The following is a 25,098-nucleotide window of genomic DNA, read 5'->3' as shown; positions in this document are numbered from 1 at the left end:
GAGAAGTTTCCTATGAACCGACGCATCCTTATTGTCGACGACGATCGAGAAATCGCAAATTTGATCGCGATATATTTGAAGAATGAAGGTTTCGAGACCGCTCAGGCCCATGACGGCGACGAAGCGCTGGAAATGCTGCAGCAGCAAGACTTTCACCTTATTGTGCTGGATGTCATGATGCCTAAGGTGGATGGGATGGAAGTCTGCCGAAGGGTTCGTGAAACAGGCGCGATTCCCATTCTGATGGTCAGTGCAAAAGCCGAGGATATGGACAAAATACTCGGTCTGATGACCGGCGCAGATGATTATCTGGTCAAACCGTTTAATCCGCTGGAGCTGGTCGTCAGAGTAAAAACATTGCTTCGGCGCGCGTACCAATATGCCCAGCCGGCAGCTTCGAGCGCAGAACAGGACGGTATCCTCAAAATCGGCGAGCTGACCATAAACAAGTCTACCCATTCCGCGGAGGTGGATCGCCGTAAAATCCATCTCACTTCAACGGAGTTCGGGATTCTCTTCCTGCTGGCGAGTAATCCCGGCCGGGTTTTCAGCGCAGAGGATATCTTCCAGCAGGTGTGGAGAGAGAAATATTTTGAGTCTAACAATACCGTAATGGTACATATCAGCAAGCTGAGAGACAAGCTCGAGCAAGAACTTGGACGTAAGCTGATCACGACAGTGTGGGGGGTAGGCTACAAAATTGAAGTCTAACATCGCATTTCGAATGGCTTGGCGTTTAGTGTTGCAAATCCTGCTGAGCACCGTGCTCGGCATCGTTACTTTTGTGCTGACTGTCGTTGTGCTTGAGCGCATCACCTATAATACGACCTCACCCATTAGGTCAATCGGGAGGCAACTGGTCCACGTTTATGGTGAGCTTCCGATAGGAATTGTCGGTTCGTTTCTATTATTCATTGTATATATGGTGATCCTTAACTGGAGACGTTATCGTTACTTCGGAGAACTTAGCCAAACAACGGAGCATATTTCACAAGGAAACTTCGAGGTCGTCATTCCTGTAAAACAGCGAAATGAAGTCCGTTTTCTCGCAGAGGATATCAACCTGCTGGTTGCGGAACTCAAACGTTCATTGGACGAAGAAAGGAAGGCCGAGCAGACTAAAAACGAACTCGTGACGAATGTCTCCCATGATCTTCGCACGCCGCTCACATCCATCCTCGGATATCTGGGTCTCATTGAGCAAGACCGGTACCGTGACGAAGTGGAGCTTCGGCATTATGTGCAGATCGCCTACGCCAAAGCTGAACGGCTTAATGCGCTTATCCATGATCTATTCGAATATACCCGCATGAGGCATGATGTCATTCCTTTGCATAACAAGAGATTTAACTTGGTCGAGCTGTTGAACCAACTGCTTGTTCATCACCATCTGGCGTTGCAGGAGGCCGGGATGGAAGGGAATCTGATCACCTCAGAGCACGAGCTCATCGTATACGGCGACCCGGACAAACTGGTCCGCGTATTCGAAAACCTATTGGTTAACGCAATTAATTATGGGCGCGACGGCCGAAAGCTCGACATTTATGTCACTCGCACAGAGCAAAACGCGGCGATACAGGTTGTGAACTATGGTGAACCGATTCCTGCGGCGGATTTGCCGCATATTTTCGAGCGATTCTACCGGGTGGATAAGTCGCGTACGGAAAACAGCGGCGGCACTGGGCTCGGATTGGCTATCGCGAAAGGGCTGGTCGAAAAGCATGGCGGTACGCTGACGGCTTCGAGCAACGGCGGCAATACGAGTTTTGAAGTTCGTCTGCCGTTATCTTAAGGAAATATTATGAATTGCTTTCAGTTTGTTTAAACATTGCCCTCTACAATGAACATTATCGAAAGATGTTCAGGAGGGTATCAAAGTGAAATTAATCAAAATTGTTATTATCGCTGCATTGATCGGTGTGTTTGGATGGGCCAATGGGCTATGGGGACAAATCAGCGCATCACGCGGCTCGCAGCTGCAGTTGGCGGCTGAATCGGCCGTTCTGTTGGACGCATCGACCGGCGAATGGCTTTATGTACATAACGCTCAAGAACCTCTGCCTCCTGCAAGCATGTCTAAAATGATGACGGAGCTGCTCGTTCTGGACGCCATCGAGCAAGGGAAGATCCACTGGGAGGACAAGGTCACAATCAGCGCTTATGCTGCGGGAGTAAACGGCGCTTCAATGCAACTTCTATCCGGTCAATCTGTGGGCGTGAGGCAGCTTTTTGAGGCAATGGCGATTCATTCCGCTAATGATGCCTCCGTTGCGCTTGCCGAATTCACAGCCGGTAGTGAAGCGGAGTTTGTAGAACAGATGAATGCCAGAGCAAATAAGATCGGATTATCGGATGAAACTCATTTTGCCAATGCGACCGGTCTCTCCAGCCGGGATCTGGACAGTTACGCTACCGCAGCCGCGGATGGGGAAACGATAATGACCGCGAAGGATGTCGCGCTGCTGGCTCGGCATTTGATCAAGAGTCATCCGGAAGTGCTGAAGGTGACCAAGAAATCGTCGGCAGGCGGCGGATCAAAGGCGGCGAATCTCCGGACCACGAACGAAATGCTGCCGGGGCAGCGCTTCGGAACGAAAGGGAATGACGGCCTGAAGACGGGATATACGCAGAAAGCCGGATACTGTTTCACAGGAACGACCGTGAGAAACGGCAAACGATACATTACGGTCGTCATGGGGACGGACACACCCGAAGCCCGATTTGAGGAGACGAAGAAGCTCCTCGCCTATGGGGAGGCTAAGTCATGAACCGGTTCGAGCAGCAAGTCGATGTGCTGAAATCCGTCGAAGGCTTCTGCTACTCGGTTTGTGTCCATCTGCTGAACGAAGAAGCGATTGCTGCCAAAGCCGCGAAAGCCGCGCTGCTGGACTTATACAGGGACAAGCAATTCTGGACCCTTGAAGCGTCTGAGCGGGAGAAGGCCGTGCAGCGAAAAGCCGTATCTCGTGCGGTTGAACAGCTGAAGAGCAGGTAGCCGAGATAAGAAAGGCTCCGACGCCGCTAGGGCGAAGGAGCCTGTTTGTTGTTTATTCCGTTTTGCTTCCGGAATCCGGACGGGGAGGGCGCGGCCTTTTGGCGCGAAAACGCGAAGACAAATAATTGCGTTTGCGATCCCGGTAGAAAGTCCAGCCGCCGATAAATGCGATGCCGCATAAAAATAAAATAGCGCCAAGTATGAACATGCCCCAAGCGAAAACGGGATTTTGCAGTTCCACATTGCCCGTCTGAGCGAAATAGTCGTAAAGAGCGTCTTTCATCAGCAGAAAACCGTAAGCGGCTCCAATCCCGGGTATGACTAACAGCAAGACGGCGATCAGCCGCGAGATAATTAATTTCATAGGATGAGCCTCCCAACATTCTTTTCTATCATACTGATTTCACGGAGGATTGTCCACGAATAGCCAACATTGCCTCCCAAATGCCCTATTATCCGACAAAAACGTATGTTATTATGGCACAAGATACTAGCGTGGAAGGAGTCGCCGCAAGTGGTATTTTCGAGTTTGTTTTTTCTATACCTATTTTTGCCTGTCTTACTGATGGCCTATTTCGTATTCAAAAATACGACATATCGGAACTGGGTTCTGATCCTGTTCTCCTTTGCCTTTTACGCGTGGGGGGAACCCATCTGGATCATACTTTTGCTATTAGCGTCCATAATCGGATATGTATTTGCTTTGGGTATCGAGAGGTACAGGGGAACCGGACTTGCCAAACTGCTCTTTGTTCTGGCGGTCTCGGTCAATATCGGGATATTGGCCTTTTTCAAATATGCCGGTTTTCTTGTCGATAACCTGAATGCCGTATTACCGTTCCATATTCCCCATCCGGAAGTTACTTTGCCGATCGGGATTTCTTTTTTCACATTTGAAATCATTTGTTACCTTACCGACGTCTATAAGGGTGTAATCGAAGCGCCAAGATCGCCGAAGAAGCTTCTGCTCTATGTTTCCTTCTTCCCGCATCTGGTCGCCGGACCCATTATCCGTTACACCGATATTCAGCAGCAGATCGATAACCCGAAGGTTACTCTGGCGGGGTTCAGCGAAGGCATTACACGGTTTATGATCGGTCTCGGTAAAAAGGTCATTTTCGCCAATCTGCTTGGAGAGAGCGTGTCCGTCATCCTTAATCCAAGCGCCGATTCATCCGTTCTCGGTATATGGTTCGGTGTCTGCCTTTTTGCTTTGCAAATTTATTTCGACTTTTCCGGATATTCGGACATGGCAATCGGTCTGGGCAAAATGTTCGGATTTAATTTGCGGGAGAATTTCAACTATCCGTATATTTCCAAGAATGCCGGCGACTTCTGGCGCAGGTGGAACATGTCTTTGGGCGGCTTTTTCCGCGATTATGTGTACATTCCGCTAGGCGGAAATCGCAGATTCCACGTCCGCAACTTGTTCGTCGTTTGGTTCCTGACAGGCTTCTGGCACGGAGCCAGCTGGAACTTCATTATCTGGGGTCTATATTTCGGCTTGCTCATCTACCTTGAAAGCCTGTTTCTGCGTAAATGGCTTGATGCCGCTCCAAAATTTGTCGCTCATATCTACATGACGTTAGCGATGCTTGTCGGTTGGGTGTGGTTCTATTTCACCGACCTGTGGGCCGCTGTTAAGGCGCTGGGCATCATGTTCGGTGCAAGCAGCCTGCCGCTTACAACGGTTGAGCTCGAAATCTACTTTAAAGAAAACTTACTTCTGTTCCTTATTGCGATTATCGCATCCACACCGCTTGCCAAATGGACGATTGGCCGGATCTGCCAAGCAAACCCAAGGCTTCAGACGGGATTGCAAGATTACGCGGTGCCGGTGTTTAACGTTGCTCTGTTAATTGCCGCTACCATTTTGCTCGTAGGCAGCACTTATAATCCGTTTCTTTATTACCGGTTTTGACGAGGAGGGTCCACATGAAACGACAGGCCAAGCTTAATATCATATTGTTTCTCGTATTCATATTCGGCCTTTCCGCCGTCAATTTGCTGGGGGCGAAGTCCCAGACGGTATCGCAGCTCGAGCAGCGCGCCATTCAACAAAGACCGGCATTTACGATCGATCGGTTTTTTGAAGGCAAATTTACACGTGAATACGACAACTTTTTTGCCGACAACTTTGCATTCCGCACCTCGTTAGTTCAAGTAGGTACAGACATGAAACAATTGAAGGGAATGCCGGTCGGCGACACTGCATCCATTGTTGTACAAGGCGGCGACAATATGGCGGTCAACATGAACGCCACCGGCGAGGCGACGGAGGCCGGGGCGACGGCCGCGAGCTCGACGACAAGCAAGTATCTGATCTTGAACGATCGGGCGTTCACCTTGTTCGCGTACTCCCCATCCGCCGCCGAGAAATATGCGGAAGCGCTGAATCGTTTCAAGTCGTCGGTCGATCCTAAAGTGCGCGTATATTCATTGCTCGCGCCGACATCCATAGAATTTTTGGATAACGAGAAATATAAACAGATGTCAGACTCGCAGAAAGTCGCCTTTGATCATCTCAACGAGCTGCTTGATCCATCAATCGGGCGCGTTGATGCTTATGGAGCGTTGAACGAGCATCGCAGCGAATATATCTATTTCCGCACGGATCACCACTGGACGGCTTTGGGCGCTTATTACGCCTATACCAAGTTTATGGATACGATAGGGGATAAACCGGTTCCGCTCGATCGGTATGAATCGGGCGAGATCGAAGGGTTCCTGGGCACCGCTTATAAAGGGACACTGAATGTTGACCTTAAATCGAACCCGGACACGATCACATACTATACGCCGTTTGTTGACAACACCTATACGATGTATACAAGCAAAGGGAAAGCTGCTGTCAAAAAAGTGGTGGATCCCAACTATGCCAAGAGAGGCAACGGGTTCTACGCGGTATTCCTGGGCGGCGACTATCCTTGGGGCGAAATTAAAACCTCTAACAAAAACGGTAAACGCATCGCAGTGGTGAAAGACTCGTACGCCAACGCTTTTGTGCCGTATTTGCTGCCGCATTTTGAGAAAGTCTATTATCTTGATCCGCGTCACATGAATGAGAATATGCTGGATTTCGTGAAGCGGGAGAAAATTACGGACGTACTCTTCCTGAACAACTCAACGGTGGCCCGTAATGACGGCATCGCCAAGCTGTTGAACGAGAAAATGGATCTCGGCAAGTAATCTTGAGCGGTACCCGGTTACAAAATCCGGGGTGCCGCTTTTTTGTTTTTGTTCCCGGCGCGAAAAAAAGGTACAATAGGAGCGTCAGTTGACATATGGAGGGGAAAATATGCCAATCGAAGTCGATGTCGCCATATTGGGCGGCGGGCCGGGCGGCTATACGGCAGCTGTCAGAGCGGCGCAGGCCGGCCGCAGCGTTGCTGTCATTGAACGGGATAAGTTAGGCGGAACGTGTCTGCACCGCGGCTGTATCCCGAGCAAATCGCTTCTCAGAAGCGCGGAAGTGTTCGCCACGATCGGGGATGCTGCAGCATACGGGGTGGCTATGCCGAAGGGAAAGCCTCTGTCGATTGGAAGGCTGTCATTACCCGCAAAAATAATATCGTTGAGCAGCTCCATCGGGGCGTACAGTCTTTAATGAAGATGAACAAGATTCAAGTCGTCGACGGCACCGGCCGAATTATCGGTCCTTCCATCTTTTCTCCCCGGAGCGGGGCGGTGGCAGTCGAGCTTGCGGACGGTGAATCCGAGACAGTTGTGCCTAAGAATCTGATTATTGCGACGGGCTCACGCCCTCGCAGGTTAGAAGGGCTTCCTTATGACGAAGTGAATATTGTGACCAGCGACGAAGCATTGGACTGGGAATCGCGGCCATCATCCATCCTTATTATCGGGGGCGGCGTCATCGGCGTCGAATGGGCATCCATGCTGAGCGATTTCGGTACGGACGTGACGCTGATCGAGACTGCGGAGCGGCTGCTGCCGGGAGAAGACAAGGACATCGGCGCAGAGCTTTCCAAGGCGCTCGCGAAACGGGGCGTTAAAGTCATTACCGGGGCTTCACTTGATCCTGCTTCATGTATGGTGACCGACTCCGGTGTTTCGGCAGTCGTCCAGGTCAAAGGCGAAGAGTGTACGCTGACGGCGGAGAAAATGCTCGTTTCCGTCGGCAGGCAGGGCAATGTGGAAAACTTGGGCTTGGAAAACACCGATATTAAAACCGACAAAGGGTTTATACTCGTCAACGCGCACACCTTGCAAACGGGTGAGCCGCATATCTACGGCATCGGCGATTGTATCGGCGGCGTGCAGCTTGCTCATGCGGCGATGCATGAAGCGGCCATCGCGGTACAGCACGTGCTCGGCGGCAAGCCGAAACGCGCGATGGACAGGGATATTCCCCGCGCCATTTATTCGCGTCCCGAAGCGGCAGCGATCGGTTGGACGGAAGCGGATGCTAAGGCGAACGGATTTGAAGTTAAAACGGCAAAGCTTCCTCTGCGGGTATTAGGCAAAGCCTTGGTATACGGCGAAAGCGACGGCTTCGTCAAAGTGGTGGCGGATGCCGCCAGCGGCGATCTATTGGGTGTGCACCTGGTCGGTGCGCACGCCACTGAACTGATCGCGGAAGCGTCACTTGCCAAACTGCTGGATGCCGTGCCATGGGAAATCGGGCGCACGATTCATCCGCACCCGACTCTTTCGGAAGCGATGCAGGAAGTGATGTCCGCTTTGGATGGATCAGCTGCGCACAGTTAAATAAAAAAAATGCATAACGGCCAGCTCGGGAAAAAGTAACGATTCCCGGCGGGCCGTTTTCTTTCTTTTTGCCGATAAGCGGGTTATAATAAGATTTAAGTTCAAGTATTAAGACCAGGTTACAAAAAAACTCTGTCAGCTAGGAGGACCCGACATGAAACAAGCAGGTTCGGTCCAACAAAAGCTTCGCCACAGCGAGCTGGGACTTTCCGATGAGCGGGTTATCTCGATGTACAAGACGATGATGCTCGCCCGCCGTTTTGATGAAAGAGGACAATTGCTGCAACGTGCAGGCAAAGTGAATTTTCATGTTTCCGGCATTACACAGGAGCCGTCGCAGGTTGCGATGGGTTTTGCTATGGATAGGGAGAAGGACTGGTTCCTTCCGTATTACCGCGACTATGGATTTGTTCTTAGTCTGGGCATGACGGTCAGAGATTTGCTGCTGTCCATCTTCGCGAAGGAAGAAGATCCGAACAGCGCGGGCCGGCAGATGCCGGGACACTTCGGAAGCAAGCGTCTGCGGATCGTGACGGGCTCGAGCCCGGTCACTACCCAGGTGCCTCATGCCACCGGATTTGCGCTTGCCGCGAAGATGAGAGGCGAGCCGTCTGTAGCCATCGTGACGTTCGGGGACGGATCAAGCAATCAGGGAGATTTCCACGAGGGCTGCAATTTCGCAGGGGTTCATCAGCTTCCCGTTATTTTCGTATGTGAAAATAACCAGTACGCCATCTCGATGCGTTACGAGCAGCAGACGAGAGGGCGTATTTGCGACCGCGCCTTGGGTTACGGTTTCCCCGGCATTCGCGTGGACGGCAACGATCCGCTGGAGGTTTACCGCGTCGTGAAGGAAGCGCGTGAGCGCGCGGTTGCCGGACAAGGCCCGACGCTCATTGAGATTATGACTTACAGGGTCACCGCACATTCAACCTCAGACAATGACTTGGCGTATCGAACCAAGGAAGAGGTCGAGTTTCACAAGAGCAAGGATGCGCTCCCCGTGTTCCGGCAATATTTGACGGATGCCGGTCTTTGGTCGGAAGAAGAGGAAGCGACGCTTCAGTCCGAGATTCGCTCGACGATTGACGAAGCGAATGAGTATGCGGAACGCGCGCCCTTTCAATCGCCGGAAGATTCTGTCCGTTATGTTTACGCTGAGGAGGGCAACTGATGCCGGTTATTGAATACATCGAAGCCATTCGGCTAGCTATGCATGAAGAGATGGAACGGGACGGCGACGTGTTCGTCATGGGCGAAGACGTCGGCCTCAAAGGCGGAGTGTTCGGAACAACCAAAGGGCTGCAGCAGCAGTTCGGGCAGCAGCGTTCGATTGATGCTCCGCTAGCGGAGTCTGCTATTGCCGGTGTAGCAATCGGTGCCGCAATGGCAGGAATGAAGCCGATCGCCGAAATGCAGTATTCCGATTTCATGTTCCCGGCAACGAACCAGATTATCAGTGAAGCCGCGAAAATTCGCTACCGTTCCAATAACGACTGGAATTGTCCGCTCGTCATCCGCGCCCCGATCGGCGGCGGAGTATTCGGCGGTCTGTATCATTCCCAGTGTCCGGAGTCGGTCTTTTTTGGCACGCCCGGACTGAAGATCGTAGCGCCTGCCACCGCCTATGACGCTAAGGGATTGTTGAAAGCGGCCATCCGGGATCCGGATCCGGTGCTTTTCTTCGAGAACAAGAAATGCTACCGCCTGATTATGGATGAGGTTCCCGATGAAGATTACGTCGTTCCGATCGGCAAGTCGAATGTGATGCGGGAAGGCAGTGATCTGACCATTATCGGATACAGCATGCCTTTGCATTTTGCCATGCAGGCTGCAGAGGAGCTTTCCCGTGATGAAGGGATCGAAGCGCATATTCTGGATTTGCGTACGCTGCAGCCGCTCGACCAAGAAGGTATTCTCGAGGCGGTTGTTAAGACAGGCAAAGTACTTATTATCCATGAAGACAATAAGACCGGCGGTATCGGTGCGGAAGTCTCCGCTATTATCGCCGAGCATTTGTTGTATGACCTGGATGCCCCGATCCGCCGTTTGTGCGGGCCCGATGTGCCTGCGATGCCGATCAATCCTCCGGGTGAGAAGCATTTTCTGTTGAACAAAGACAAGGTTAAAGCGGCCATGCTGGAGCTCGCACGGTACTGACCGCGCCGCTTGCCGGGGAGGAGAAACTACAATGGCGAAACAGGTAATTGAAATCACGATGCCGCAGCTGGCGGAATCGCTCGTATCAGCAACGATTGACCGCTGGCTGAAGCAGCCGGGCGACAGCGTCGATATGTACGAGCCGATATGCGAACTTATAACCGATAAAGTGAATGCCGAGCTTCCTTCGACGGTTCGAGGCAAGATTGTGAAAATATTAGCGGGCGCAGGAGAAACGGTCGAGGTCGGTGCGGCGATTTGTCTGGTCGAGACGGAAGTCTCTGCGGCTGGAAATACGTCTGAGGAGAGAGCGCCTGAAGCGGCCGCCCCTGCTCCTGAACGGCCGGCCGTCGCTGTTTCTTCCGGCACATTTGACGCCAGCGCTCCTATGCGTCACCGTTATTCCCCCGCCGTTCAGAAGCTCGCGGCCGAGCAGGGTATCGACTTAAGCCGTGTATCAGGTACGGGAGAGGGCGGACGCATTACGCGAAAAGACGTATTAGCAGCAGCAGCCAATGGCTTATCCGGCTTGCCGGCCTCGGATAACAGACCGTCTGCCATGACAGGACAAGCCTCTGCCGGTGCAGGCTTTGGAACGATGGACCCGAACATTCAGGTACGTTCCGGCGGTATGCACCTATCCGAATCTCCTCGAATCCCGTCAGTCGAAGTACAGGGACAGGAAATGCCCGGACGCGGAGAATATTTTATCGATGTCACCCCGATCCGGAACACCATAGCAACCCGAATGCGCCAGAGCGTTAGTGAAATTCCGCATGGATGGATGATGATTGAAGTCGATGTGACGAATCTCGTCGTTCTGAGAAACAAGTTGAAAGAAGAGTTTCAGAAGCGTGAGGGCATAAACCTCACTTATATGCCGTTCCTTATAAAAGCGGCTGTTAATGCCATTAAAGATTATCCGATTATGAACTCCGTCTGGGCCGTCGACAAGATTATCGTAAAACGGGATATCAACATTTCACTTTCGGTGGGCACAGAAGATTCGGTAGTTACTCCTGTCATTCGCCAAGCGGATCAGAAGAACATTGCCGGCATTGCCCACGAAATCGATGATTTAGCTTGGCGCACCCGTGATAAGAAGCTAAAGCTGGATGACGTTCAAGGCGGTACCTTTACCGTCAACAACACCGGTTCTTTCGGAGCCATTCTGACGCAGCCGATTATCAACTACCCGCAAGCTGCCATACTTACGTTCGAATCGATCGTGAAGCGGCCGGTTGTGATCAATGACATGATCGGCGTCCGGTCGATGGTCAACCTGTGCTTGTCGTTGGATCATCGGATTCTTGACGGCGTCATCTGCGGCAGGTTCCTGCAGCGGGTCAAGGAAAATCTCGAGAGCTATACTCTTGACACGAAGCTATATTAAAAAAATGGTAGCCCGTTTGGTTGCTTCACAGCAATTAAACGGGCTATTTTTACGGAGTGCGGTCCCGTTTATTGCAGTTGACGATTTCATTGCGATACAATGGGAGGAGCAGTTGCAAGGAGGAATACGGTTATGCATGCGCTGGAAACCCGATGGCTGTCACGAATGAATTATGGAGAAGCTTGGGATTTGCAAAAAGAGCTTGTACGTGCAATCGATCGCGAGGAGCGCGGCGACACCCTGTTGCTGCTGGAACATCCCCCGACGTACACGGTAGGTTCGGATCGGCATCCGGAGCACTTGTTGTACGAACCTGAAGAGCTGGAGGAGCGCGGCATCGGGTTGTTCGAAATCGACCGCGGCGGGGATATCACCTACACGGACCCGGCCAGCTTGTGGGTTATCCGCTGCTTTATCTGGATGCTGTCGGACTGGACTTGCACGGGTATTTACGCAAGCTTGAAGAAGCCATAATCGGCTTGCTGGCGGAATTCGGCATAGAAGGCGGCAGAAAACCGGAATATACAGGGGTCTGGGTCGGGGATGTGAAAATAGCAGCCATCGGCGTCAAATTTAATAAAGCGCGCACCCGGCGGGGATTCGTCACCAGTCACGGATTTGCGCTGAATGTGAAGATCGGCGTCGAGCAGGAGGGATTCCAGGGAATCATCCCATGCGGAATTGCCGAGTACGGAGTAACTTCACTGGAAGCTTTGACCGGATTGTCCCTCAGTGTGGAAGAAATCGGGCGGCGACTCGTCCCTCATTTCTGCCGGGTATTCGGCTACGACTCTTCTATTGCATCAGAAAGCCTAAGCTCATAACAAGCGTTGAGAGCAGCATGGCAAGCAGCGTTACCCACACAACGACTTTGATCCAACGGTTATTCATGCAGTCAGCACCCTTTCACAAAATTTATGATTCTTCTATTGTAACCAAAGCTTGTACAGGAGGAAAGATCATGGTGAACAGAGAACGTCTTCTCGCGGAATTCATGGAATTGGTACAGGTGGACAGCGAGACGAAACATGAACAGGAAATCAGTAAGGTTCTAAGAAAAAAGTTTGAGGATTTGGGTCTCGAGGTCACCGAGGATGATTCGGCAGAAAGAACGGGGCACGGCGCAGGCAATATGTTTGCTTGGCTTGCGGCCTCCGAAGGCAATGAGAACGTTCCCGGACTGCTGTTCACTTCCCACATGGACACGGTGTCACCCGGTAAAGGCATTAAGCCCAGATTGGACGATGACGGATACATACGCAGTGACGGAACTACGATTCTCGGAGCTGACGATAAAGCCGGTTTGGCAGCGATGTTCGAAGCCCTGAGATGCATGAAGGAGCAGGGGACGCCCCACGGGTCGATTCAATTTGTCATTACGGCCGGCGAAGAGTCGGGCTTGATCGGATCCCGGGCGATGGACGGTTCTCTTTTACGCGCCAAAATCGGTTATGCGCTCGATTCCAATGGTGAGATCGGAGCGATCGCAATTGCTGCTCCGACAAATTCCCGCCAGTACATTACGATCCGCGGCAAAGCCGCTCATGCCGGCGTCAATCCGGAAGACGGAATCAGCGCGATCCAGGTCGCTTCGAAGGCTGTTTCCCGCATGAGGCTTGGCCGCATTGACAAAGAAACAACGGCCAACATCGGCCGTTTCGAAGGCGGCGGCGAAGTGAACATCGTCACCGACAGCATCAAGATCTACGCCGAGGCCCGCAGCCAGGTTCAAGAAAAGATGGAGCGGCAGATCGAGTCCATGCGGGAAGCTGTGGAAAGCGCCTGCAAGGAAAACGGCGCCGAATTTGAATTTATCAGCAACATCATTTATCCGGCGTATTCCTATGGAGACGAGGATGAGGTCGTGCAAATCGCTCAGTCCGCAATCCGTTCCATCGGTGCGGCTCCGCGTACTTTTGCCTCCGGTGGAGGCAGCGATGCCAACGTATTTAACGGACATGGCATTCCTACCGTGAATCTGGCCGTCGGATATGAAGATATCCATACGACCAACGAGCGCATCAAAGCGGATGACGTCGTGAAGGTGACGGAGCTGGTTCTGGCGATTGTGCAAGAGACTGTGAAGCGCGGATAAAGTATGTTTACGATAAGGCTGCCCGACATCGGGCGGCCCTTTTTGCGTGCTTGGATAGCCATGCTGTAAGTTCGATTGGCGGACTTAGAGATGGATTTGGCGGAAGCCAGCTGTGCTGTAAGTTCGATTGCTAGACTTAAAGATGTTAGCGGGAGGATTAAAGCGCTATCATCGAAACGTTACGTGTTAATTATTTTAATAAACAAACTGTAGATATCGTATATTGACATCGTTTTAGAACTTAATTATGATGATTTTATAAAACATATCGAAACGTTTCGATTTGTTTTGATTATGAAGGCTAACGAGCTTCATCGATTGATTATGAACGGGGGAGGGATATGGCAACCATCAAAGATGTCGCCAAACTCGCAGGGGTAGCGTTATCCACTGCTTCGCTCGCATTGGGTGAAGGCGGCAGGGTGAGCCCGGCAACAAGGCAAAAAGTATTGGAAGCCGCCCGCGAACTCAACTATCAGAAAAACGGTTTTGCGATGGACTTGAAAAGAAGCCAGACCAGAACAATCGCTTTGATTTTGTCCGATTTGTCCGGTCCTTATTTCTCGGAGTTGATTCAAAGCGTCCAAGATTTCGCCTTATCGCGGGGTTACGACTTGATCGCATGCAGCTCAGTCGGCGGACAAGATTCAACCGCGGTTAAATTTCTTCGCGAGAAACGGGTAGACGGCGCGATCGTGCTTGCGCATAACGTCTCTAACGAAGTGCTGCAAGAATCCGCGCGGGAAGGATTTCCGATCGTTGTTCTGGACCGTGTCGTTCTGGGGGACTACCTGATCAACGTGCTGGTTGACGGAGAGCAAGGCGGCTATGAAGCAACCAAGTATCTCATCGAACAAGGTCATCGGCGAATTGCTTACATAAGCGGTCCGGTGAACTCCTACGACAATATTCAAAGGTACAGCGGCTATCAGCGAGCGCTAAGCGAGCACGCTCTCCAGGAACTAAAGAAATGGAATGTGATCGGGCATTTCACGCAAGAAGGCGGCTTTCAAGCAACGAAGATGTTGATCCTGCAAGGAGATCTTCCGGAAGCGATTTTTTACGCAAATGATGAGATGGCTTTAGGCGGAATGAAAGCGCTTGCCGAATCCGGTATTCGAATACCGGAACAGGTATCGGTAATCGGTTATGACGATATTTTTCAGTCGCAATATGTACAGCCGTCATTAACAACGATCCGGCAGCCGAAGTATGAAGCCGGTTCCATGGCTGCGCACTTGTTATTTCAAGCATTGGAAGGTCAATTCGTGAACAAGAGCTACAAGTTTTCGGTGGAGCTTGTCGAGAGAAATTCTTGTGCGCCAAGCTTGGTTCGAAAGTAAGTGCAATCATTCGCATATTTAGGGGGAAATCAGTTTGAAAAGAAAATCATGGAGCATGGTATTGGCGTCAATGGTAGCGGTAACAACTCTTTTGAGCGGTTGCGGCGGTAAAAATAACAGCGCGGAAAGCAGTGCTCCTGCAGTGAGCCCGTCGGCTTCGGCGTCCGCTTCCGCATCGGCTTCGCCGGCTGAATTGTCCGGCGAGCTGAAAGTGATGGTGCCGGGCGGCGGCAACTACTTGAAACATGTGAATGATTATGTAGCGAAGAAATTCAACGAAGAGCACCCTGGCGTTAAAATTGAAGTCGTTCAAGAGCCGGAAGGCGGAAACCTCGCCCCTCTGATCTCGGCCAACAACCTGCCTGACATCTATATCGGTGTGTTCGGCTACCAGCCTGCGAAGTTCGCGAAAGACAAGCTGATTGTCGACATGAAAGATATGCCGGGTTCAGAAGATTTGTTCAGCCGCATTCAACCGCAGTTCGTTCATGAAGATTTCGGCGGACGTTACTATGTGCCTTGGAACGCAACGACTCAGCTGATGATTTATAACAAAGACCTTTTCAGAGAAGCCGGCCTCGATCCTGAAAAACCGCCGGTAACGTTTGACCAATACCTTCAGTATGCGAAGCAAATCAACGAGCTGCCGAAACGCAAAGACGGTGCCAAAGTATACGGAGATTACTTCTGGAACGAGGCGCTCACTTGGGGCGGCTGGTACTGGACGATGAACGCGCAAATCTATTACAACTTTAACGACGGCAAATTCGGCTTGATGAACGGTCTGGGAACCGATGTCGTTCTCGACAAGCCGGAAGCCAAAATGGCGGAATTCCTGAACTTCATGAAAGAAGCTCAGAAATACGCTCCGCAAAGCTCCAAGGACAATGATTTCTTCAAGCGCGACAAAGGGATGTGGCTGCAATTCGGTTACGGCTGGATGGCCAACCTCGCAACCGCTAAAGACAAGCCGATGGAAATCGGCAAAGACGTAGGCATCGCTCCGATTCCAGTCCAAAAAGAAGGCGACACGAGCTGGTCCACGCTTGACGGACGTTCACTCATGATCTTCAAGAGCAATCCTGACCGTGAGAAATTGGCATTCGAATTCATCAAGTTCATGATGAAAGATGAAATCAACCTTGAATCTCTGAAAGTAATGGCTCAATTGCCGACGTTGACTTCCCTGGTGAACGATTCTTATTTCCAACGTCCTGAAGTGAAACCTTTTGTCGATCAACTTGCACATGTCATTCCGAACGAATCGATCCCGGCAGTTGACGATGTAGCGAACGCATTCCTTAGCAACTACACGTTGTTCGTTGTTAAAGGCGAAGGCACGGCTGAAGATACGGTCAAGAAAATCGCTGCAGAAGCACGCACCAAATTGAAGCCGTAAAACTCGTTCTAACCAAAGACTTCTAACGTAATGGATTGGACAGTCTGCGAACGTTCGCAGGCTGTCCAATTCTTAGGAAGGGTGTGAGGCAAGTTGACACCGCTCAAAAAGCGCCAGACCGTAACCGGTTATCTATTTTCTCTGCCTTGGATCGCGTATTTTCTCGTGTTCATGTTATATCCGCTCATTCTTGCTTTTAAAATCAGCTTTCAGAAGGTCAGCGTCACACAGCCTCACAAAGCTGAATTCGTCGGCTTCGGCAACTGGGTGAAGGTCGCAGCGGATCCGGTGTTTTGGAAATCCGTGTTTAACGTCATTTATAACCAGTCGATCTTTATTTCACTGCTGTTTGTTATCTCTTTGGGACTGGCGCTTCTGTTAAAGGAAGTGACCAAAGGCGGCGCTATTTTCCGCACTCTTTATTTTCTCCCGGTCATTACATCCGTTACAGTGGCCATTGCGGTATTTATCGTTCTGCTCGGCGTTAACGGACCTGTTCAACAGTTGCTTGTGTCAATCGGTATTTTGGATAAACCCACGGACTGGATGATCACCAAATGGTGGGCGATGCCGATTGTTGCCATATTTAACAGCTGGAAATGGTTCGCGATCCAGATGATCATTTTCCTCGGCGGTTTAATGACCATCAATCCTGAGATTTATGAAGCTGCCGAAATCGACGGTGCCGGTTGGTGGCAGCGCTTCTGGAATGTGACCATTCCGCAGCTGAAGCCGCAGATCGTGTTTGTGAGCACGATGAACATCATTAACGGCATGCAGATGTTTACCGAATCTCTTATGTTCTTCGGTTCCAGCGGAGGTCCTTACAAGGCCGGTATGACTCCGGTTCTTTATCTGTACAAAACCGGCTTCAATGACATGGATATGGGCTATGCGTCCTCGATCGGACTTTTCTTGATGCTCATCATTGTCGTTCTGACAACGGTGCAGTGGAAAATTATGAACCGCAATGAAACGAAAGCATAGGGGGTGAGCAAGCCGTGACACGCAAACAAAAATCAAAAGTTCTGGTGTATTTGGTCCTTGCCCTCTGTTCGATCGTCGTTGCCTATCCGTTCGTATTTATGCTTCTCAACTCGTTCAAGACGGGACAGGATATCATAAATTCGCCTTACGGGCTGCCTCATGTTTGGACAGTGCAAGGATATGTCAAAGTCATTCAAGAACTGAATCTGGGCGTCATGTTCAAAAATTCCATCATCATCGCCTTATCCGTTACCGGTTTGAATGTCGGATTGAATGCTATGGTGGCTTACGCGATGAGCAAACTTGAATTTCCGGGACGCGGCCTTTTATTCAGCGTCATTGTCGGATCGATGATGGTTCCTGTCGTCCTTTTGATGATTCCTACTTATTCGATGTACTACAATTGGGGCTGGATTAACAATTTTATCGTCGTGATTTTGCCCGCCGGCTTGAGCGCGTACAACATATTTCTGGTCCGGCAGTTCATGATCACGATTCCGAACGAATTGCTGGAAGCTTCACGGCTTGACGGCAGCGGCGAATTTCGCACGTTCTGGAGCATTGTGCTTCCGCTGTCTATGCCCGTGTTGTCCACGGTTGCGATACTGGCCTTTATGGGCAGCTGGAATGACCTTATCAACCCTCTTCTCTATTTGGAGGACCGTTCCAAGTTTACGCTGCAGCTCGGCATCTATTCGATCCGGACGGAAATTCCGGGGCAGAACGTGGATCAGCTATGGGCCGGACTTGCCATTACGACCGTTCCCGTCGCCATTGTGTTCTTCTTTCTGCAGCGGTATTTCGTTAGAGCCTTTACGGGTATCGGGCTGAAATAGGAGGGAAGAAACGGTGAAAAAACGTTATGCGTTAATAGGCTTGATCGTCGGCATCGCCTGATCTACGGCTATGTATGGTTTGAAAGCTATCAGGATTCGAAAACCTTCTATACGCAAGCCGAAAAGAATCTGTCCAAAAAGGACTACGGAGTTGCGATTAAAGGCGACGAAGCTTACAGCGAAAAAACCGGAAAGTATGAGTATGTCGGCGGATTCGAGCAAGTCACCAACATCTGGAGAAATTCATGGGCATGGCCGAAGCCGGGCGTCTATGCAGATGCCAAGTCGAAAATTGATGACATTATCAAAAAGCAAATATCGCCGGAAGAAGGAATGGCGCTTGTCCAGATGTACATGGGGCAGAGCAACGGATATTTGCCGGAAATCTTAGTCGAAAGCGCGAGAAAATTGATCGATCAAGAGCGCGGGGATGAAGCGAAGGATGTCATTGCATTCCTGACTGAAGCTTTCGGCAGTAACCCGGAAGTAAAGAAACAAGCGGAAGAGCTTTCCGCACTTATAAAGAAATAGCTTGCGGATAGGGACGTTGGGAGGAGCCATATATGGGAGAGGTTAGGTCGCAGCAGGGCAAGTTCGTTATCGATGGCAAAGATGTGTTCCTCTACGGAGGAGAATGCCATTATTTCCGCGTGCCGAAGGACGAGTGGAGAGACCGTCTGGAGAAGCTGAAGGCAGCGGGCTGCAACTTGGTAAGCACTTATGTGCCTTGGGTGTGGCATGAGATTGAGGAAGGCCGGTATGATTTGACAGGAACGACGCGCGGCGAACGCGATTTGAAGTCGTTTCTCGAACTTGCCGGTGAAATGGGTTTATATTGTATTGTGCGTCCGGGACCTTATGTCATGGCGGAAGTCCGCTATGAAGGAGTGCCGCAATGGGTGCACGACCGCTATCCGGAGGTCGTAGCGAAGCAGCGCGACGGATCTAATCACCCGGCCCGCATCGTATCCTATCGGCATCCGAAATTCCTGGAGAAGGTCCGGCACTGGTATGAGGCCGTCAATGAAGTGATCGCGCCGATGCAGATCGGGCGGGGCGGACCTGTAATCATGTACCAGCTGTGCAACGAGATCGGCATGCTTCACTGGGTGACGAATACATCGGACTTTAATCCGGACACTCTCGCGCGTTTTGGAACCTATCTGGCAGAGCGTTTCGGCAATGTTGATCATTTCAACAAAGAATTCGGCGTACAGCAAGCGTCTTTCGACGCCTTTGTTCTGCGCTTCGCGGCAGGATTGTCTGAGGACGATCCTTCGTTCCACACCTTATGGGGCGAATTCTGGCGCGACTATATTCACGACTATGTCGGCGACCTGCGATGTTTCGCCAAAGAAACGGGCATCGAGGTGCCGTTTATCATTAATGTTCACGGCTTTAAAGACTATTCGATCTACAGCCGCGGCGTGGATTACCCCATTGGGTTGTCTCAGCTCTATAGGACGGCGGATTTTGAAGATGTCATACTTGCAGGCGACTTCTATCCGGGACGTATCGGTTATGACAACTACCATGACCTCGTGTTGGCTTCGGCTTATACGAAAGCCGTGTCCAATCCGGACCAGCCGCTTTTCTCTGCGGAGTTCCAATCGGGAAGGCTGTCGGACCGTCCGCGTTTGTACCCGCAGGATTTGGATCTGAATACGCGCACTTGCGTGGCACATGGCATGAACGCTTTGAACTATTACATGTTCGCGGCAGGGGAGAACTATGAGCATATCGGCCTGTTCGGACGCCGTCATGAATGGCAGGCACCGCTTGATTCCGAAGGCAATCCGCGCCCGAATTACGAGAAAGCCCGTCAGTTGGGTCATATGTTTCAAGCCATCGGCGGCGCACTTCTGGATGCTCCCAAGCGAATTCATACGCATGTAGGCTTTCACCCGAATGACTATATGACCGAGGTTGTGGAAGAACGGGAGAAAGGCATGATCCGCGAGATTGCTGCCAAGCGTGAGCATTTCGCTTTCGACGGGATGCTGCGATTGCTGACTGCGGCGAACATTCAATTCGAAGCGGTAGATTTGCTGAAAACATTTACTCCGGCAGCGGTACCTTCTCTTTGGGTGTTTTCAACCGCATATATGGAAGAAGATTTGCAGCGCCGGTTAGCCGAGTATGTGCTGCTGGGCGGACAGTTGGTGCTGTATCCGGAAATTCCGACGAAAGACCGCCGCGGAAATCCGTGCACGCTGCTTGCCGATTCGCTTGATCTTGGCGAGTGGGATATTGTTTCGGCTTATGCCGATTATGTGGACGTCCTTGATATCGATTCCGTTATGGTTCGTCAGCGCTTGAACTTCAGCCGCTTTGAAGGACGCAAGGTTGCGTCCTTCACGAGAACGGGCGGCGACGAAGTGGCAGCCTATATCAATCAAATCGGCAGAGGCAAGATTCTCGTATTTGGCCTGGCGATAGGACAAGATTACGGCTATCAATTGGATGTGATGAAAAAACTAGCGTCTCTTATCGGCGTTCATGGTCATATTCAGTCAGACAACCCGCATTTGTCTCTTGTCGAGCGAACGGACGGCAATGTTTCTTTCATTTTCGTGAGCAACTACGATGAAACAACGCAGCAAGCGCATTTGACTTTAGATGGGCAGCCGTTGTTCGACGGTGAGAGAATCAGCCTGGAGCCCCGCAGCGGCGCAATCTTCGTGCGAAACTTACCCATAACCTCCGAGCTTAGTGTAGAATACGCAACAGCGGAAATAACAGGCTTGTCTGTTCAAGAAGGAGAAGTGAGTATTCAGTTGTGTCCGGTTGCGGGACAAGGCCGCATCAAGCTTCGATTCGAAGGTGAATGGATAGATCGGTCCGGCGTGCGCTACAGCGACGAAACTGTCGTACTGGAAGCCGCTGAACTGCCAACAGGGATCATTTTAACTAAAGTTTGAATTTTTCGGGGAGGAGCTGCAAGCAATGACTAACATGACATTCCCGGAATCTTTTCGCTGGGGAACCGCAACTTCCGCTTTCCAAATAGAGGGCGGAGTTCATGAGGGGGGACGGGGAGAATCCATATGGGACCGGTTCTGCCATACCCCCGGTAAAGTGGCGAATGGTGATCACGCAGACATCGCCTGCGGACATTATCACAGGTACAAGGAAGATGTTGCGCTCATCGCCGAACTCGGCATACCGAACTATCGTTTCTCCATCGCTTGGCCGCGTATCTTTCCTCGGAAAGGCGAGCTGAATCAAGAGGGACTGGAATTCTACTCGCGCGTGCTGGATGAACTCGAACGGCATGACATTGAGCCCATGGCCACGATCTTCCACTGGGATTTGCCGCAATGGCTGCAGGACGAAGGCGGCTGGGCGAACAGGAACATCATTCCGCAATTTCTGGAGTATGCGGAAGTGTTGTTCAAGGCATTCGGGCATCGCGTTAAACGGTGGAATACGATCAATGAACCTTGGGTCGTAGCCATGCTTGGTCACGGTGAAGGTGTGAATGCGCCGGGACATACCGATTGGTATGAAGCACTCGCCGTTTCTCACCATGTGCTGCTTGCGCACGGTTTGACCGTACAGCGTTACAAAGAGCTTGGATATAAAGGCGAAATAGGCGTTGTGCTGAACTTTACGCCGATTGAAGCGGCTACGGACAGCCACTCGGATCGTGATGCTGCGCTACGCAAAGACGGATACTTTAACCGCTGGTATTTGGATCCTATTTTTAAAGGCGCGTATCCGCAAGACATGGTAGCTTTGTATGAAAAGAAGCTGCGGCCGTTGGATTTTATTCAGACTGGCGACCTGCAGAACATTCGGACGCCCGGCGATTTTCTCGGATTCAACTACTACACCCGTTCGGTCGTGAAAGAAGGAAATCAATTTCCTCTTATTGACGTCGATTACGTGCAAACGGACGCTGCAAAAACCGATATGGGCTGGGACATTTACGAGGAGTCGCTTTACCGGTTGCTGACAAGACTGAAAGTGGAATATACGGATTTGCCGCTCTACATTACAGAGAACGGTGCGGCATTTGACCACCCGGTTGAAGACGGACAAGTTCATGATCGGAATCGCATCGAATATATCGCAGCACATTTGGAAGTATGCCACCGGTTCATTCAGGAAGGCGGCAACTTGGCAGGTTACTTTGTGTGGTCTTTCATGGACAATTTCGAATGGGCGCTCGGGTACCAGAAACGGTTCGGCATCGTGCATGTCGATTACGACACCCTTGAGAGAACGCCTAAAGACAGCGCGAAGTGGTATGCGGAAGTGATACGCAACAACGGATTAGTGTAACACGAAGGGTTGTGCAGCATACGCTGCACAACCCTTTTTCATAATACCAAGACTGACAATCGCGAATAGGAACAGCAACTATTTTGACTCATACCGGTCACTTCTCGGCGGAGAAAGCAGTTCACATAACGGCGTGTCCGCGCCGCGCAGCTTCTTCTCTTGGCGGAGCGCGTGCCGGATCTCCCAGGCTTTTCCCACAAACTGCAACGAATCCGGTCTGACATATTTTTTTAACATGAAGCTGCCTCCTCTGGCGACTGCCGCTTGCAAATCGGTGGACAAGTCTATATTTTGAACCTATGAGCGTTGAAGTGATTTCATGACTGGAGGATTTGCAAAAATGACTGACAATGAGCAGCAGCGTCACCGATTCTACGAAGAAACTTTGGAGGTTAAGCCGATTTTCCAAGGGCGGATGATTTCGTTAGAGGTTGATACAGTACGATTGCCTAACGGTGAAACGTCGACAAGAGAAATTGTCCGCCATCCGGGAGCGGTCGCGGTATTGGCGTTAGTGGACAACAAGATGCTCGTCGTGGAACAATTCCGCAAGCCTCTGGACAAAGTGCAAGTGGAGATCCCCGCAGGCAAGCTGGATCCCGGGGAGGCGCCTGAAACGGCGGCAGTGCGCGAGTTGGAAGAGGAGACCGGTTACAGGGCGCGTTCAATCAGCCATCTTCATTCTTTTTCAACCTCTCCCGGTTTTGCGGAAGAAATTCTTCATGTTTACTTCACGGACGATGTTGAAAAAGGCGAGCTGAAATTAGACGAAGATGAATTTCTTACGTGTGAGGCAATCACGCTGGAACAAGCGATGGAATATATCCGGCAGGGCCGGATTTGCGACGCCAAAACGCTGTTGGCTGTTTATGCGTGGCGGCTTCGTACTGTGACGGGGTCATTCTAAGCCATGTCCGGGAACTGCAAGCTAAACCCTTACTTTGCGGATTTGCATGTGCATATCGGGCGGAGTGAGAGCGGACAACCGATAAAAATCAGCGGCAGCAAGGAGCTGACGTTTCGCTCGATTGCCAGAGAAGCCTCACAGCGCAAGGGCATTCAACTGATCGGGATCATCGACTGCCACTCGCCGGCCGTTCAGACCGATATTATGAATTGTCTCGATTCGGGAGAAATGGTGGAAGTCGCAGGCGGGGGCATCAGGTACGGCGACACTACGCTCTTGCTCGGAACGGAGATGGAAGTTCGGGAGTCGACGGGCGGGCCGTTTCATCTGCTCGGTTACTTGCCTGACTTGAAGTCGATGATGGAATGGACGAGCTGGATGAAGCCAAGGGTAACCAATATCACACTGAGCTCTCAACGTATACGCGTGACTGCGGCGGAACTGCAAGCGGAGCTGCTGGCAAGGGGAGGTCTGCTCATTCCGGCCCACGTCTTCACCCCTCATAGAGGGTTGCTCGGTTGCGCGGCGGATCGGCTCGATGAGCTTCTGGATCCGGCCGGAATCGCAGCCATCGAGCTCGGACTAAGCGCGGATACCGAGATGGCGGGCTATTTGTCCGAGCTTGACAGGTATTCCTTCTTGACGAATTCCGACGCTCACTCCACCGGAATGATCGGCCGTGAGTGCAATGAACTGCTCCTCGCCGAGCCCTCATTCCAAGAGTGGGCTATGGCGCTAAGAGGAGAGGCAGAACGCAGGATCCTCGCCAACTACGGTCTGCATCCTCAGCTGGGGAAATACCATACGACATTTTGCACATCGTGTAATAAAGCTTTATCCGACAAGAGCTCCCCCTTGTCCGTGTGTCCGCTTTGCGGCAGCGCAAAGCTCGTGCGCGGTGTTTCAGGCAGAATCGCTCAGCTGGCGGATCGTGAGAATTCCGTTCAGCCTGCGAATCGTCCTCCATACCGCCAACAGGTTCCTCTGTCTTTTTTTTCCTGGAGTGGGGCGCGTCATGCGGGATCGGCTGCTGTCCGAAATCGGAACGGAAATGCAGGTGCTCCATCAAGTGCCTCGTGATACATTGGCGAGTGTCACCGGTGAACGCATAGCCGATCTCATTATCCGCGCAAGGAAAGGCGAGCTCGCATTTACGCCTGGCAGCGGCGGCACGTACGGACGCATCGGTCATTCATAAAAAAGCCTTGTCCATCATACTAATAGGCACGAGACATTGGCGGATGACGGATGGTCAAGGAGGCGTGCCTGTGAATTTTCGGCTATGGAACTTGTCGGCTCGCAACAATCTGAATTTATACGTGTTCATGGGTGCCTTGATTGTCGTAGGCGCAATTTTCGGAGCGCTCTTGGTTAATGCGCTGACGTTGGATCAGCAGCAGGAGCTGGCGGACGAAGTCGGGGTTTATTTAACGACTGTACAAGATTCCGACAATATCGCGGCATCCGCGACATTTTGGGACAGCTTCCTGTTTTACGGCAAATGGCTGGGACTGATCTGGCTGCTGGGCTTGTCGGTGATCGGTTTGCCGATCGTCCTGGCGCTTGATTTTCTCAAAGGTGTGCTGATCGGGTTTGCGGTTGCTCTGCTTGTCCGGCAGCTGGCGTGGAAGGGGTATTCTTCTTCCTGGCTTCCACGGCTCCTCAGAATGCGATTGTCATACCGGCGATCATGATCGCAAGCGTATCTGCTTCGCGGTTCGCCTATTTTGTCGTGAGGGAGCGTTTGTTTCGCCGGAAGGGCCAGCTTCTGCCTCCATTCCTGGCGCATACCGGTGTGGCAGCGCTGATGCTGCTTATGCTTTGCTGCGCGTCTTTATATGAAGCTTTTATTTCACCGTACGTTCTGGAACGGATAACACCGATGATTGTGCCTGCCGACAGCTCATCCTTATTGGTAGTTTCGGACCATTTGTGAAAATTGACTTAATGAACAAGCACCCCCTATAA

Annotated in this window: 23 protein-coding genes and 3 pseudogenes; 23 read left to right on the top strand and 3 right to left on the bottom strand. The window is 51.4% G+C overall.

Translation table 11 applies throughout. The annotated features are described in order from the left end of the window. The first annotated feature begins 12 nt into the window (after positions 1–12). From SD71_RS19875 to SD71_RS19860, 4 genes are all read left to right on the top strand, one after another. Positions 13–711, top strand: coding sequence for a response regulator transcription factor (locus tag SD71_RS19875; RefSeq protein ID WP_041067199.1), 699 nt, complete (start codon positions 13–15; stop codon positions 709–711). After that, positions 701–1,792, top strand: coding sequence for a sensor histidine kinase (locus SD71_RS19870; RefSeq protein WP_152619523.1), 1,092 nt, complete (start codon positions 701–703; stop codon positions 1,790–1,792). The genes SD71_RS19875 and SD71_RS19870 overlap by 11 nt, the downstream gene beginning before the upstream one ends. An 85-nt stretch (positions 1,793–1,877) precedes the next feature. Further along, positions 1,878–2,768, top strand: a complete 891-nt coding sequence (locus SD71_RS19865) for a D-alanyl-D-alanine carboxypeptidase family protein (protein WP_235427258.1) — start codon at positions 1,878–1,880, stop codon at positions 2,766–2,768. Next, positions 2,765–2,995 (top strand): hypothetical protein, encoded by a 231-nt coding sequence (locus SD71_RS19860; protein ID WP_041067193.1) that lies wholly within the window; start codon positions 2,765–2,767, stop codon positions 2,993–2,995. Before SD71_RS19865 ends, SD71_RS19860 begins: the two co-directional genes overlap by 4 nt. Before the next feature lie 52 nt (positions 2,996–3,047). On the opposite strand, the gene SD71_RS19855 is transcribed toward SD71_RS19860, so the two are convergent. Then, positions 3,048–3,359: a DUF2627 domain-containing protein gene (locus tag SD71_RS19855; RefSeq protein WP_041067190.1), complete on the bottom strand. Its 312-nt coding sequence runs from the start codon at positions 3,357–3,359 to the stop codon at positions 3,048–3,050. Positions 3,360–3,509: 150 nt separating this feature from the next. Here SD71_RS19855 and SD71_RS19850 point away from each other — a divergent pair, with 150 nt between their 5' ends. From SD71_RS19850 to lipB, 7 genes and pseudogenes are all read left to right on the top strand, one after another. Next, entirely contained in the window at positions 3,510–4,916 is a 1,407-nt protein-coding gene (locus tag SD71_RS19850; RefSeq protein WP_041067188.1) for an MBOAT family O-acyltransferase, read from the top strand. Between the two features lie 14 nt (positions 4,917–4,930). Continuing rightward, positions 4,931–6,184, top strand: a complete 1,254-nt coding sequence (locus tag SD71_RS19845) for a DHHW family protein (protein WP_041067187.1) — start codon at positions 4,931–4,933, stop codon at positions 6,182–6,184. Positions 6,185–6,293: 109 nt separating this feature from the next. Further along, positions 6,294–7,723: pseudogene (gene lpdA / locus SD71_RS19840) on the top strand (dihydrolipoyl dehydrogenase). Positions 7,724–7,877: 154 nt separating this feature from the next. Continuing rightward, the gene (locus tag SD71_RS19835) at positions 7,878–8,897 is read left to right on the top strand and encodes a thiamine pyrophosphate-dependent dehydrogenase E1 component subunit alpha (RefSeq protein ID WP_041067185.1); all 1,020 of its coding nucleotides are present in this window, start codon (positions 7,878–7,880) and stop codon (positions 8,895–8,897) included. Continuing rightward, a complete protein-coding gene (locus tag SD71_RS19830; protein ID WP_041067183.1) occupies positions 8,897–9,883 on the top strand; it encodes an alpha-ketoacid dehydrogenase subunit beta in 987 nt (328 codons plus the stop codon). The genes SD71_RS19835 and SD71_RS19830 overlap by 1 nt, the downstream gene beginning before the upstream one ends. A 31-nt stretch (positions 9,884–9,914) precedes the next feature. Continuing rightward, complete coding sequence (locus tag SD71_RS19825; protein WP_041067181.1) at positions 9,915–11,276, top strand: dihydrolipoamide acetyltransferase family protein; 1,362 nt, start codon at positions 9,915–9,917, stop codon at positions 11,274–11,276. A 99-nt stretch (positions 11,277–11,375) separates the two neighbouring features. Continuing rightward, a pseudogene (gene lipB / locus SD71_RS19820) lies at positions 11,376–12,100 on the top strand (lipoyl(octanoyl) transferase LipB). On the opposite strand, the gene prli42 reads toward lipB, so the two are convergent. Beyond that, positions 12,072–12,167, bottom strand: coding sequence for a stressosome-associated protein Prli42 (prli42, locus tag SD71_RS23775; protein WP_152619522.1), 96 nt, complete (start codon positions 12,165–12,167; stop codon positions 12,072–12,074). The pseudogene lipB and the gene prli42 sit on opposite strands and share 29 nt — an antisense overlap. 70 nt (positions 12,168–12,237) lie before the next feature. On the opposite strand from prli42, the gene SD71_RS19815 reads away from it, so the two are divergent. From SD71_RS19815 to SD71_RS19775, 8 genes are all read left to right on the top strand, one after another. Next, positions 12,238–13,371, top strand: coding sequence for a M20/M25/M40 family metallo-hydrolase (locus SD71_RS19815; protein WP_041067177.1), 1,134 nt, complete (start codon positions 12,238–12,240; stop codon positions 13,369–13,371). Between the two features lie 341 nt (positions 13,372–13,712). Further along, positions 13,713–14,714 (top strand): LacI family DNA-binding transcriptional regulator, encoded by a 1,002-nt coding sequence (locus SD71_RS19810; RefSeq protein WP_041067174.1) that lies wholly within the window; start codon positions 13,713–13,715, stop codon positions 14,712–14,714. 34 nt (positions 14,715–14,748) lie between these two features. Next, entirely contained in the window at positions 14,749–16,113 is a 1,365-nt protein-coding gene (locus SD71_RS19805) for an extracellular solute-binding protein (protein WP_052476441.1), read from the top strand. A gap of 93 nt (positions 16,114–16,206) precedes the next feature. Then, positions 16,207–17,100: a carbohydrate ABC transporter permease gene (locus SD71_RS19800; RefSeq protein WP_041067171.1), complete on the top strand. Its 894-nt coding sequence runs from the start codon at positions 16,207–16,209 to the stop codon at positions 17,098–17,100. Positions 17,101–17,114: 14 nt separating this feature from the next. Continuing rightward, positions 17,115–17,936, top strand: coding sequence for a carbohydrate ABC transporter permease (locus tag SD71_RS19795; RefSeq protein ID WP_041067168.1), 822 nt, complete (start codon positions 17,115–17,117; stop codon positions 17,934–17,936). Between the two features lie 333 nt (positions 17,937–18,269). Then, positions 18,270–18,467, top strand: a complete 198-nt coding sequence (locus tag SD71_RS19785) for a hypothetical protein (RefSeq protein ID WP_041067163.1) — start codon at positions 18,270–18,272, stop codon at positions 18,465–18,467. Positions 18,468–18,499: 32 nt separating this feature from the next. Further along, entirely contained in the window at positions 18,500–20,857 is a 2,358-nt protein-coding gene (locus SD71_RS19780) for a beta-galactosidase (protein WP_052476440.1), read from the top strand. Positions 20,858–20,882: 25 nt separating this feature from the next. Further along, a complete protein-coding gene (locus SD71_RS19775) occupies positions 20,883–22,223 on the top strand; it encodes a GH1 family beta-glucosidase (protein WP_041067160.1) in 1,341 nt (446 codons plus the stop codon). Positions 22,224–22,301: 78 nt separating this feature from the next. Here SD71_RS19775 and mciZ read toward each other — a convergent pair whose 3' ends face one another. Continuing rightward, the gene (gene mciZ, locus SD71_RS23325) at positions 22,302–22,460 is read right to left on the bottom strand and encodes a Z-ring formation inhibitor MciZ (RefSeq protein ID WP_082034371.1); all 159 of its coding nucleotides are present in this window, start codon (positions 22,458–22,460) and stop codon (positions 22,302–22,304) included. A gap of 103 nt (positions 22,461–22,563) precedes the next feature. On the opposite strand from mciZ, the gene SD71_RS19770 reads away from it, so the two are divergent. From SD71_RS19770 to SD71_RS25705, 4 genes and pseudogenes are all read left to right on the top strand, one after another. After that, positions 22,564–23,130 (top strand): NUDIX domain-containing protein, encoded by a 567-nt coding sequence (locus SD71_RS19770; RefSeq protein ID WP_041067157.1) that lies wholly within the window; start codon positions 22,564–22,566, stop codon positions 23,128–23,130. A gap of 3 nt (positions 23,131–23,133) precedes the next feature. Continuing rightward, positions 23,134–24,328: pseudogene (locus SD71_RS19765) on the top strand (endonuclease Q family protein). 70 nt (positions 24,329–24,398) lie between these two features. Continuing rightward, entirely contained in the window at positions 24,399–24,824 is a 426-nt protein-coding gene (spoIIM, locus tag SD71_RS25710; protein ID WP_052476439.1) for a stage II sporulation protein M, read from the top strand. Beyond that, entirely contained in the window at positions 24,755–25,066 is a 312-nt protein-coding gene (locus SD71_RS25705) for a stage II sporulation protein M (RefSeq protein ID WP_268747770.1), read from the top strand. Before spoIIM ends, SD71_RS25705 begins: the two co-directional genes overlap by 70 nt. Positions 25,067–25,098 lie beyond the last annotated feature (32 nt).

This window comes from Cohnella kolymensis (genome assembly GCF_000829465.1).
In the GTDB taxonomy this organism is placed as follows: domain Bacteria; phylum Bacillota; class Bacilli; order Paenibacillales; family Paenibacillaceae; genus Cohnella; species Cohnella kolymensis.
The sequence above is the reverse complement of the archived record's forward strand: the minus strand, read 5'-3'. Positions and strand labels throughout refer to the sequence as shown.

Coding starts and splice junctions, on each gene's coding strand:
- SD71_RS19875 (WP_041067199.1), top strand. CDS start 13: ATGAACCGACGCATCCTTATTGTCGACGACGATCGAGAAATCGCAAAT.
- SD71_RS19860 (WP_041067193.1), top strand. CDS start 2,765: ATGAACCGGTTCGAGCAGCAAGTCGATGTGCTGAAATCCGTCGAAGGC.
- SD71_RS19855 (WP_041067190.1), bottom strand. CDS start 3,359: ATGAAATTAATTATCTCGCGGCTGATCGCCGTCTTGCTGTTAGTCATA.
- SD71_RS19845 (WP_041067187.1), top strand. CDS start 4,931: ATGAAACGACAGGCCAAGCTTAATATCATATTGTTTCTCGTATTCATA.
- SD71_RS19835 (WP_041067185.1), top strand. CDS start 7,878: ATGAAACAAGCAGGTTCGGTCCAACAAAAGCTTCGCCACAGCGAGCTG.
- SD71_RS19830 (WP_041067183.1), top strand. CDS start 8,897: ATGCCGGTTATTGAATACATCGAAGCCATTCGGCTAGCTATGCATGAA.
- SD71_RS19825 (WP_041067181.1), top strand. CDS start 9,915: ATGGCGAAACAGGTAATTGAAATCACGATGCCGCAGCTGGCGGAATCG.
- prli42 (WP_152619522.1), bottom strand. CDS start 12,167: ATGAATAACCGTTGGATCAAAGTCGTTGTGTGGGTAACGCTGCTTGCC.
- SD71_RS19815 (WP_041067177.1), top strand. CDS start 12,238: ATGGTGAACAGAGAACGTCTTCTCGCGGAATTCATGGAATTGGTACAG.
- SD71_RS19810 (WP_041067174.1), top strand. CDS start 13,713: ATGGCAACCATCAAAGATGTCGCCAAACTCGCAGGGGTAGCGTTATCC.
- SD71_RS19785 (WP_041067163.1), top strand. CDS start 18,270: ATGGCGCTTGTCCAGATGTACATGGGGCAGAGCAACGGATATTTGCCG.
- SD71_RS19780 (WP_052476440.1), top strand. CDS start 18,500: ATGGGAGAGGTTAGGTCGCAGCAGGGCAAGTTCGTTATCGATGGCAAA.
- SD71_RS19775 (WP_041067160.1), top strand. CDS start 20,883: ATGACTAACATGACATTCCCGGAATCTTTTCGCTGGGGAACCGCAACT.
- mciZ (WP_082034371.1), bottom strand. CDS start 22,460: ATGTTAAAAAAATATGTCAGACCGGATTCGTTGCAGTTTGTGGGAAAA.
- SD71_RS19770 (WP_041067157.1), top strand. CDS start 22,564: ATGACTGACAATGAGCAGCAGCGTCACCGATTCTACGAAGAAACTTTG.